Consider the following 9127-nt stretch of genomic DNA (forward strand, 5'->3'; position numbering starts at 1 on the left):
CGCCGCCCCCGACCCGGCCGGCCTGCTCGACCACCGCGCCGCCCACCCCGAGGTGCACGACGTGCTGGTCACCGGCGGCGACCCGATGGTGATGACCACCGAGCGGCTGCGCTCCCACCTGGAACCGCTGCTGGAGGTGGAGTCGGTGCGCACCATCCGGATCGGCACCAAGTCCGTGGCCTACTGGCCGCAGCGGTTCGTCTCCGACCAGGACGCGGACGACGTCCTGCGGCTCTTCGAGCGGATCGTGGCCTCGGGGCGGCAGCTGGCGGTCATGGCCCACTACAGCCACCCGCGCGAACTGGAGACGGATGTGGCCCGGCGGGCGCTGGCCCGGATCCGCGCCACCGGCGCGGTCGTCTACTGCCAGGCGCCGCTGATCGCGCACGTCAACGACGACGCCCGGACCTGGGGCGAGCTGTGGCGGGCGCAGCTGGCGGCGGGCGCGGTGCCGTACTACCTCTTCGTGGAGCGGGACACCGGCCCGCACGACTACTTCAAGGTGCCGCTCGCCAAGGCGGCGGACATCTTCCGCGCCGCCTACCGCACCCTCCCCGGGCTCGCCCGCACGGTGCGCGGGCCGGTCATGTCCGCGACGCCGGGCAAGGTCGCCGTGGACGGGGTCGAGGAGTCGCCGCGGGGGCGGTTCTTCCAACTCCGGCTGCTCCAGGCGCGCGACCCCTCCCTGGTCGGCCGCCCCTTCCGGGCCCGCTACTCGGCCACGGCCGCCTGGCTCGACGAACTGGAAGCGTGCCCGGAGACCCCGGCGGACCTGGCGGCGGCCGTCTTCGGGCAGGGAACGTCCCGGGCGGCCGAAACCCCCGGGTCAGCGGAGAGGACCACCCAGCGATGACCATCCCTCTCATGTCACCCAACCTGGCCCTCAACCAACTCGTCGACCGTCGCCGCGCCGCCGGCGACCCGCTGCTCCATCTCGCCTTCGGCGAGGCCCGGCTGCCCCTGCTCCCCGGCCTCGCCCGCGAACTGGCGGCCGGGGCCGACCGCACGGCGTACGGGCCGGTGGCGGGCGGCGAGGCCGTACGCGCCGCCGCCGCGGGGTACTTCACCCGCCGCCGCCTGCCCACCGGGCCCGACCAGATCGTGGTCGCCCCTGGCAGCAAGCCGCTGCTGGCCGCACTCCAACTCGTCCTCCCCGGCGACGTGCTGCTGCCCCGGCCCGCGTGGAACACCTACGCCCCGCAGGCCCGGTACGCGGGCAAACGCGTCTTCGGAGTTCCGATCCCGCGGGAGTGCGGCGGCGTGCCCGAGCCGGGCGTGCTGCGGGACACCCTCCGCACGGCCAGGGCCGCCGGGCACGACCCCCGCATTCTGATCCTCACCCTCCCCGACAACCCCACCGGCACCCTCGCCCCGCCGCCGCTGGTACGGGAGTTGTGCGCCATCGCGGAGGAGGAGGACCTGCTGATCGTGTCCGACGAGATCTACCGCGACCTCGTCCACGACCCCCGGGCCACCCCGTACGTGAGCCCGGCCGAGCTCGCCCCCGAGCGCACGGTCGTGACCACGGGCCTGTCCAAGACCCTCGGGCTCGGCGGCTGGCGCATCGGCGCGGCCCGCTTCCCCGCCTGCGCGCGGGGCGAACGGATCCGGGACGGGGTCGTGTCGGCGGCCAGCGAGCTGTGGTCGACCCTGGCCGGGCCCATGCAGCGGGTCGCCGAGTACGCCCTTGCCGAACCCCCCGAGATCCGCGAGCGGTTCGCGGCGAGCGCCCGGCTGCACGGCGCCGTCGCGCGGGCCGTGCACGCCCTCGCGGTCCGGGCGGGAGCCCGCTGCGCGCCGCCCACCGGCGGGTTCTACGTCTACCCCGACTTCGAGCCGCTGCGCGAGGAGCTGGCCGGGCGCGGCGCCAAGGACTCGGCCTCGCTGGCGGAACGCCTGCTGGTGGACTCCGGCATCGTCGTGCTGCCCGGACACCACCTCGGCGACGAACCGGCCGCCCTGCGCTTCAAGGCCGCCACCAGCCTGCTCTACGGCGACGAGCGGCAGCAGCGGGAAGCCCTCGAAGCCGGGGACCCGGTGCGCCTTCCCCACATCGCCGCCACCCTCACCAGGCTCGAGGAGGGCTTCGCCGCACTGACCGGAGGTACGCGATGACGCACCCGATGAAACACCTGCCCGCCACGGAGGACACCTTCCGGGAACTGGCCGGGGCCGCCGACCGCCTGCTGACCGACCTGGACCGGCTCACCGACGCCGACATCGCCGCCCCCTCCCGGCTCTCCGGCTGGACGCGTGGGCACGTCCTCAGCCATCTGGCCGCCCAGGTACCGGCGTTGGAGCGGCTGCTGGAGTGGGCGCGCACCGGCGTGGAACGCCCCCAGTACGCCGACCTGCGGGCGCGGGACGCCGAGATCGAGGCGGGCGCGGGCCGCCCGGCCGCCGAGCTGGCGGCCGAGGTGCGGCGCACCGCGGCCCACTTCCAGCAGGCCGTCGAGAACCTCTCCGAACCCGCCTGGAAGGCCGTCATCCGGCCCTTCACCGGGGAGTTGTGCACCCCCGAACGCATCCTGGTGATCCGGCTGCGCGAACTGGAGGTCCACCACGCGGACCTGGACCTCGGCTACGGGTTCGCCGACATCCCCGACGCGGCCCTGCGCACCATCACCGAGGACGTGGCCGGCCACCTGGCCCAGGCGACCGCGGCCACCACCTTCGAGCTGCGGGACGAACAGGGCGCCCCCATCCACCGGTTCGGCACCGGCGGCCCGACCGTCACCGGCACCCGGCCCGACGTGCTCGCCTGGCTCACCGGCCGCTCCGCGGGCGAGGGGCTCACGACGGCGGACGGGGCCGCCCTGCCCGCGCTACCGGGCTGGATCTGACCGTGCCGGAACCGACAGACCCGTACGAGACGGCGCGGCACGTGACCCGGCCGCACGCGACAGACGAGGTGAGCGTGAACGCCATCCCCGCCGCCCAGCGGCGACCGCATGACCCGGACCCCGACACGGTCGACGCCGGGCTGCTGGACTGCGTCCAGGCCAACCTGGGCGTCCTCGCCGACCACCACCACGGCCCCGGAACCCACCTGAGGCTGGGCGCCCGGCTGCGCTTCCACTGCCACCCGGGCGAGGACGGACTGCCGACCGTGGACCCGCCGCTCGACACCCATCTGGCCGAGGCCGAGCGGGTGCTGGGGCTGCGCGTTGCCACCCGCGCGCGCCTGGCCGGCGAGGGGCTGCTGGACGCCGTACGCGCCGCGGGCGGCGCCCACCGCTACGTCGTGGCCGACGCCCACGCCCTGCCCTGGCTGCCCTACCACCGCCGCGCGCACATGGACCACAGCTTCCTGCTGGCGGCCGGACCCGACGGCTGGCACGTCACCGACGCCTACCGCAACGAGACCCGATGGGGTGCGGCCGACCCGGGGCAATGGACCCTCGCCGACAGCCAGTTGGCGGAGATCACGACCGCCGAGGTCCTGGACCTGCGACCCGTGGAACTGCCGAAGGAGCCGGACCCGGCCTGGGAGAACGGCCCCACCGAGGAGTACCTGGCCGCGTACGGGACGTGCCCCGACCGGGCACGGGCGCTGCACCGGCTCACCGCCGAGACCTGGCTGCTGACCCGCGCCCGGAAGCTGCACGCCCGGTACCGCGAGCGGGCGGGACTCCCCGTGGACCAGGACCATCTGCGCCGCTGGGACGCCGTCCAGGAGCAGACCTACCTCGCCCACCGCCGCGTCGAGCGGGGCAGGGCCGAACCTTCCGGTCTTCTCCAGCGGCTGCGCGAGGCCCTGGCCGCCGACGAGGCCGCCTTCGGCGGCGGCAACACCACGAGCCACGGCTCGGCCGCTTCGGAGCCGGGCCCCGCCGACGCGGCACTGCGCCGCTCCGTGGCCGCGATCGTCGCCGCCGTGCTGGGCGCGGCCGAGCCGGACCTGCTCGACGGCGCCGCCTTCGACACGTACGCGACCTTCAGCTCCTTCCGCCTCGTGGAGATCATCGAGCGCCTGGAAGCGGAGCTCGACCTCGAACTCGACCCCGACGCGCTCGTACCCGAGAACCTGCACCGCGTCGACGACCTCTGCCGCATAGCCCGCTGACCACCCCGCAATCCCGGATCTAGGACCCTTCCCATGGACCAACGCTTCACCGAACTCCTCCGCCCCTTCCTGAAATTCACCCCCGGCGGCGCTGCCGGCGAACCCGTCGCGATCACCCCCGAGACCGACCTGCGCGCCCTCGGCATCGATTCCATGCAGGCCATCGAACTGCTCTTCGCCATCGAGGACGCCTTCGCCATCTCGCTGCCGGACGAGGAGCTCAACGACACCACCTTCGCCACCGCCGGAAGCCTGTGGAACGCCGTCGCCGCACAGCTGACGGCCCCGACCGGCCCGGTGGCGCCGTGACCGGCACCTTCGCCCCCGCGGAGCGCACCGCGCGCGTGGCCAAGGTCGCCGAGGAGCACCTGGCCCGAACCGACCGCGAAGCCGCCTTCCCCGTCGAGGCCCTGGCCGAAATGCGGGACTCCGGGCTGCTCGGACTGCTCGTGCCCGCCGCGTACGGGGGCCTCGGCGGAGGCCCGGCGGACCTGATCGAGGCCGGCATGGCGCTGGGCCGGGCCGACACCTCCGTGGGCATGATCCTCGCGATGCACTGCCAGCAGGCCGCCGCCGTGGTGCGGTACGGGAGCGAGCCGCTGCGCGCCGACCTGCTGCCGCGTATCGCGGCCGGGCAGGTGTACCTCGCATCCGTCACCACCGAGGCGGGCAAGGGCGGCCACCTGCTCAGCGCGGAGGCCCAGTTGGGGGAGGAGGCCCCGGGCGCCGCGCTGACCGTCGACCGGTTCGCGCCCATCGTCACCGGCGGGGCGCACGCCGACGGCTTCCTCATCACCATGCGCAGCCCCGGCGCGGTCTCCGAGAACCAGGTCTCCCTGGTCTACGCCGACCGCGCCCAGCTGGACATCAGCGGTTCCGGGGACTGGCAGCCGCTCGGGATGCGGGCCAGCCACAGCCTCCCGCTCAAACTCACAGGCAGCGTCCCCGCCCACCAACTGCTGGGCGGACACGGCGGGTTCCATGAAATCGCCGCCACCGTCTTCGGCCCGCTGGCGCACCTGGGCTGGTCGGCCGTCTGGCTCGGCACCGCCGCCGGTGCGCTCTCCCGCGTCCTGCGCCTCCTGCGCTCACCGGAGAGCCGGGGCCGGTTCGACATCACCTCCGAACTGCTGCTGACCCGCCTCTCCCGGGCACGGCAGCGCCTCGACACCGTCCACGCCCTGCTGCGCCACACCCTCGCGATGGTGGAATCCGACGGCGACCTCACGGAGACCAGGAGCCAGCTCCTCCTCAACTCCCTGAAGATCACCGCCTCCGAGCAGTGCCACGCCGCCGTGGAGGACCTGATCGACGCGGTCGGGCTGCGCCACGGCTACCTCAAGGACTCGCCCACCCGCCTCGAACTCGCCCTGCGCGACCTGCGGTCCGCCGCGCTCAACTACAGCAACGACCGGCTCCACCTCGCCGACGGCCGCCTCGCCCTGCGCGACCAGGGGGTGCACTTTGCCTGAGACGGCAAGCGCGCGGGAGCACGGCGCGCGGCCGGGCTCCCAGGCCGCCCCGCCGCCCTCCCCGCCGCACTCCCAGCCGGACTTCGACGCCCTCGACGCCCTGCCCCGCACCGCCACCGGACGCGAACTGTGGACCGCCCTCGGCGCGGCGGGCCTCACCGCCTGGTGCTACCGCGACAGCGGCACCGTCGCCTCCGGCGTGCACCCCGACCGGCTGGCGCGAGTCCTGGCCGCAGCCGACGCGCGGTTCGCCATCCCCACCACCCTCTCGGCCAGTGTCCAACTGGCCACCGCCCTGCCAGTACTGGCCACCGACCCCCGCCCCCTCGCGCGGCGGGAACTCGCGCGGGCCGTAGCGGGCGAGAGCGCCGTCGCCCTGGCGGCCACCGATGTAACCGCCGGCACCGACCTGACGGCGCTGCGCACCGAGGCCCGTATCAGCGACGACGGGGTCGAGGTCCACGGCGCCAAGGCGTGGATCGCCAACACCACCACGGCCGACCACTTCCTCGTCCTGGCCCGGCACCGCACCGGCCGCCACTTCACCCACTTCACCTGGGTGCTCGTACCGGCCGACGCCCCCGGCGTGACGGTACGCCCCGCCGACTCGGCCCTCTTCGGCTCCTCCGGCGTGGGAGACGTGGAGTTCGACGGCGTACGGCTGGGCCGCGAGCACCTGGTCGGCCGCACCGGCATGGGCCTGCCCGCCTTCGCCCGCCACATCGCCACCGAACGCCTGGCGGGCGCGCTGTGGGGCACGGCCCTGTGCCGCCGCGCCCTGGAAGACACCCACCGGCACCTCACCACCCGCGCCCACGGCGACGGCACCCTGTGGGAACTCGACGCCGTACGCCAGCGCTTCGCCGCCTGCCTCGTCCGCGTCCGCGAACTGCACGCGCTGTCCCGCCAGTTGGGCGACCGCGTGGCGTACGCGTACGACACCGGGGCCGCCGCCACGCTGAAGGCGGCGGCCGGCGCGACGGTCGGCCACGTCCTGGGGGAGTGCGCGCAACTGTGGGGCGCGGCGGGCTTCACCACCGGCGGAATCCAGGAAACCCGGGCCCAGGCGGCCCTGTTCGGCATCGGCGGAGGAGCGACAGAGGTCGTCCTGTCAGCGGTGGCCGACACGGCCGAGACCATCCTGGCGGAGCTGGCGAACGACCTCGCCGGGCCCGGAGAAGACGCGCCCGCGTGTGGCGGCGCCCTCCCGAAAGCAGCCGCAACCGGCCCCGAGCAGGGCACCGACGTGCCGCGGCCCGGCCTGGGCCTGCCCCGGCCGGGCGGCGGGGAGCCGGCGGACGGCCTCACCTGCCCGGGCGGGGGCGCGTCTGTGTGGGGCGGTGCTCCGCTGGACGTGGGCGAGGCAGGGCCTGAACAGGGCGCCGAGGCGCGGCAGCCGGGCCTTGGCCTGCCCCGGCCGGAGAACGGGCAACCCGCGCCGGGCGGCGGTCAGCTCCCGCCACCGGCCCGCCAGAATCTGCCGCACCAGCGGGGCGCGGGACGGTGACCCTGCGGGTCGAGCCGTCCGTCGCCCCTGCCCCGCGGCACCCGGAGCCCTGGCAGGTCGCCGATGGGGTGTGGCTGGCGGTGGCCGCCTACGCGGACGGGTCCGGGGCCGCGCTGCCGAGCGAACGGGCCCAGGCGGTCGGTATGCCGGACTGGCGCGCCAGGGAATTCCTCGCCGGGCGGGGGGTGTTGAGGGCGCTGCTCGAGAGCGTCGCGCCGTACGCCGCCACAGCGACCGTCGTCCGCGACCGGCGCGGCAAGCCGCATCTGGCGGGCCACCCGGACCTCGGCGTCAGCGTGTCGCATGACGGGGGTACGGCGGCGGCCGCGGTGGCCACCGGCCGGGCCGTCGGCGTGGACGTGCAGCACCCGCCCGCCGGCGGTGCGGCGCCCGCGCTGGCCCGCCGCTGTCTCCGCGGACACCACGACACCCTCGCCCGCCTCCCCGCCGCCGGCGCGGCCGCGGAGCTCGCCTGGGTCTGGACCGCCCAGGAGGCCTGCGTCAAGGCCACCGGGCAGGGCGTCGCCGGGCGCCCCTGGGAGATCGACGTACCGCTCGGCGGGCGCGCCGGGACCTGGCGCGAGCACCGCTGGCTGAGCCTGCGCGAGCACTCGGCCACCCCCCTGAGCTGCGCCTTCAGTCAAGAAGAGAGGTGAACGACGGTGGGCGAACAGCGCGCGCTGTACGACTGGTTCGCGGCCTCGGCCGCGGCATACCCCGACCACCCCGCCCTGGAAGTGGGCAGCAGCACCCTGACCTACGCCGAGCTGGCGGCCCTCGCCGACCGGCTCGCCGCGGAACTGCTGCGCCTGCTCGAAGACCGCGGCAGCGGCCAAGGCCGCACCGCGCCGCACCGGATCGGACTGCTGGTCTCTCGCACGGTCGTCGCGTACGCCGGATACCTGGCCGTACAGCGGCTGGGCGCCACCGCCGTACCACTCGGGCCGTCCTTCCCCGCGGAGCGCAACGCGACCGTCGTACGGAAGGCCGCGGTGGACGCGGTGCTCTGCGACGGCGGCCCGGGCACGGACCAGGAACTCCCGGCCCCAGTGCTGCGGGTGGTCGCGGCGGACCTGCCGTACGCGGCCGCGCCGACGGCGCTCCCGCTCCCCGCACACCGCCCCCGCCCCGAAGACCTGGCCTACATCCTCTTCACCTCCGGCTCCACCGGCGCCCCCAAGGGCGTCCCCATTCGGCACCGTAATGTGAACGCCTATCTCGCCCACGTGGTTCCCTGCCACGGCACGGGCCCCGGCGCCCGCCTCTCCCAGACCTTCGACCTGACCTTCGACCCCTCGGTCCTGGACCTGTTCGCCGCCTGGGGCACGGGAGCCACCCTGGTCGTGCCCACCAGGGGCGAACTGCTCTCACCCGTACGCTTCGTCAACCGGCGCCGCATCACCCACTGGAACTCCGTCCCCTCCGTCATCTCCATCGCCGACCGGCTCCGCGCGCTCAAACCCGGCAGTATGCCCACCCTGCGCCGCAGCACGTTCTGCGGTGAGCCGCTGACGCTGCGGCAGGCCGAGGCCTGGCAGCGGGCGGCCCCCGGCAGCACGGTCGAGAACAGCTACGGCCCGACCGAACTGACCGTCACCTGCACCACCCACCGCCTGCCGCGCGACCCGGACCTGTGGCCGAGGCCGGCGAGCGGCACGGTCCCGATCGGGACCCCTTACCCGGGCGTGGAAACCCTCCTGCGGGACGGCGAGTTGAGCGTGCGGGGCCCGCAGCGCTTCCCCGGCTACCTCGACCCGGCGGACAACGCCGGACGCTTCCTCGCCCCCGACGGCACCCCGTACGACCCGGCGACCCCGCTCACCGACGCCCACTGGTACCGCACCGGCGACCGCGTTGAACCGCTGCGGGCGCCCGGTGGTGCACTCGTCCACCTGGGACGCCTCGACGATCAGGTCCAAGTGCACGGCTACCGCGTGGAGTTGGGTGAAGTGGAAGCGGCGCTGCGCGCTCAGCCGGGGATCACGGAGGCGGTCGTCCTGGCGACGGCCACCCCCGACGGCGGCACGGAACTGTCCGCCGCCTACACCGCGGACCCGGCTGTCCACCCCGAGCCCCCGCACC

The 9127-nt window shown here is 75.1% G+C and carries 8 protein-coding genes and 1 pseudogene; all 9 read left to right on the forward strand.

Features of this window, described 5'->3' with window-relative positions; all coding sequences use genetic code 11:
* A pseudogene (locus AOK16_RS05040) lies at positions 1 to 853 on the forward strand (lysine 2,3-aminomutase); the annotation flags it as partial.
* Positions 854 to 864: 11 nt separating this feature from the next.
* A complete protein-coding gene (locus AOK16_RS05045) occupies positions 865 to 2115 on the forward strand; it encodes a pyridoxal phosphate-dependent aminotransferase (RefSeq protein WP_240483376.1) in 1251 nt (416 codons plus the stop codon).
* Positions 2112 to 2843 carry a maleylpyruvate isomerase family mycothiol-dependent enzyme gene (locus AOK16_RS05050; RefSeq protein ID WP_240483377.1) on the forward strand — a complete coding sequence of 244 codons (732 nt, stop codon included), beginning with the start codon at positions 2112 to 2114 and terminating at the stop codon, positions 2841 to 2843. Before AOK16_RS05045 ends, AOK16_RS05050 begins: the two co-directional genes overlap by 4 nt.
* A gap of 2 nt (positions 2844 to 2845) precedes the next feature.
* Positions 2846 to 4066, forward strand: a complete 1221-nt coding sequence (locus AOK16_RS05055; RefSeq protein ID WP_055471004.1) for an acyl carrier protein — start codon at positions 2846 to 2848, stop codon at positions 4064 to 4066.
* Between the two features lie 33 nt (positions 4067 to 4099).
* Positions 4100 to 4375 (forward strand): acyl carrier protein, encoded by a 276-nt coding sequence (locus AOK16_RS05060; RefSeq protein ID WP_055471005.1) that lies wholly within the window; start codon positions 4100 to 4102, stop codon positions 4373 to 4375.
* Positions 4372 to 5538, forward strand: a complete 1167-nt coding sequence (locus AOK16_RS05065; RefSeq protein ID WP_055471006.1) for an acyl-CoA dehydrogenase family protein — start codon at positions 4372 to 4374, stop codon at positions 5536 to 5538. Before AOK16_RS05060 ends, AOK16_RS05065 begins: the two co-directional genes overlap by 4 nt.
* The gene (locus AOK16_RS05070; RefSeq protein WP_079101072.1) at positions 5531 to 7045 is read left to right on the forward strand and encodes an acyl-CoA dehydrogenase family protein; all 1515 of its coding nucleotides are present in this window, start codon (positions 5531 to 5533) and stop codon (positions 7043 to 7045) included. Before AOK16_RS05065 ends, AOK16_RS05070 begins: the two co-directional genes overlap by 8 nt.
* Complete coding sequence (locus AOK16_RS05075; protein ID WP_240483378.1) at positions 7042 to 7701, forward strand: 4'-phosphopantetheinyl transferase family protein; 660 nt, start codon at positions 7042 to 7044, stop codon at positions 7699 to 7701. The genes AOK16_RS05070 and AOK16_RS05075 overlap by 4 nt, the downstream gene beginning before the upstream one ends.
* A 6-nt stretch (positions 7702 to 7707) precedes the next feature.
* A partial coding sequence (locus tag AOK16_RS05080; RefSeq protein WP_055471007.1) for an AMP-binding protein occupies positions 7708 to 9127 on the forward strand: 1420 nt, incomplete at its 3' end.

Origin of the sequence: Streptomyces pathocidini (assembly GCF_001418495.1) — a bacterium.
GTDB lineage: Bacteria > Actinomycetota > Actinomycetes > Streptomycetales > Streptomycetaceae > Streptomyces > Streptomyces pathocidini.

Coding starts and splice junctions, on each gene's coding strand:
- AOK16_RS05045 (WP_240483376.1), top strand. CDS start 865: ATGTCACCCAACCTGGCCCTCAACCAACTCGTCGACCGTCGCCGCGCC.
- AOK16_RS05050 (WP_240483377.1), top strand. CDS start 2,112: ATGACGCACCCGATGAAACACCTGCCCGCCACGGAGGACACCTTCCGG.
- AOK16_RS05060 (WP_055471005.1), top strand. CDS start 4,100: ATGGACCAACGCTTCACCGAACTCCTCCGCCCCTTCCTGAAATTCACC.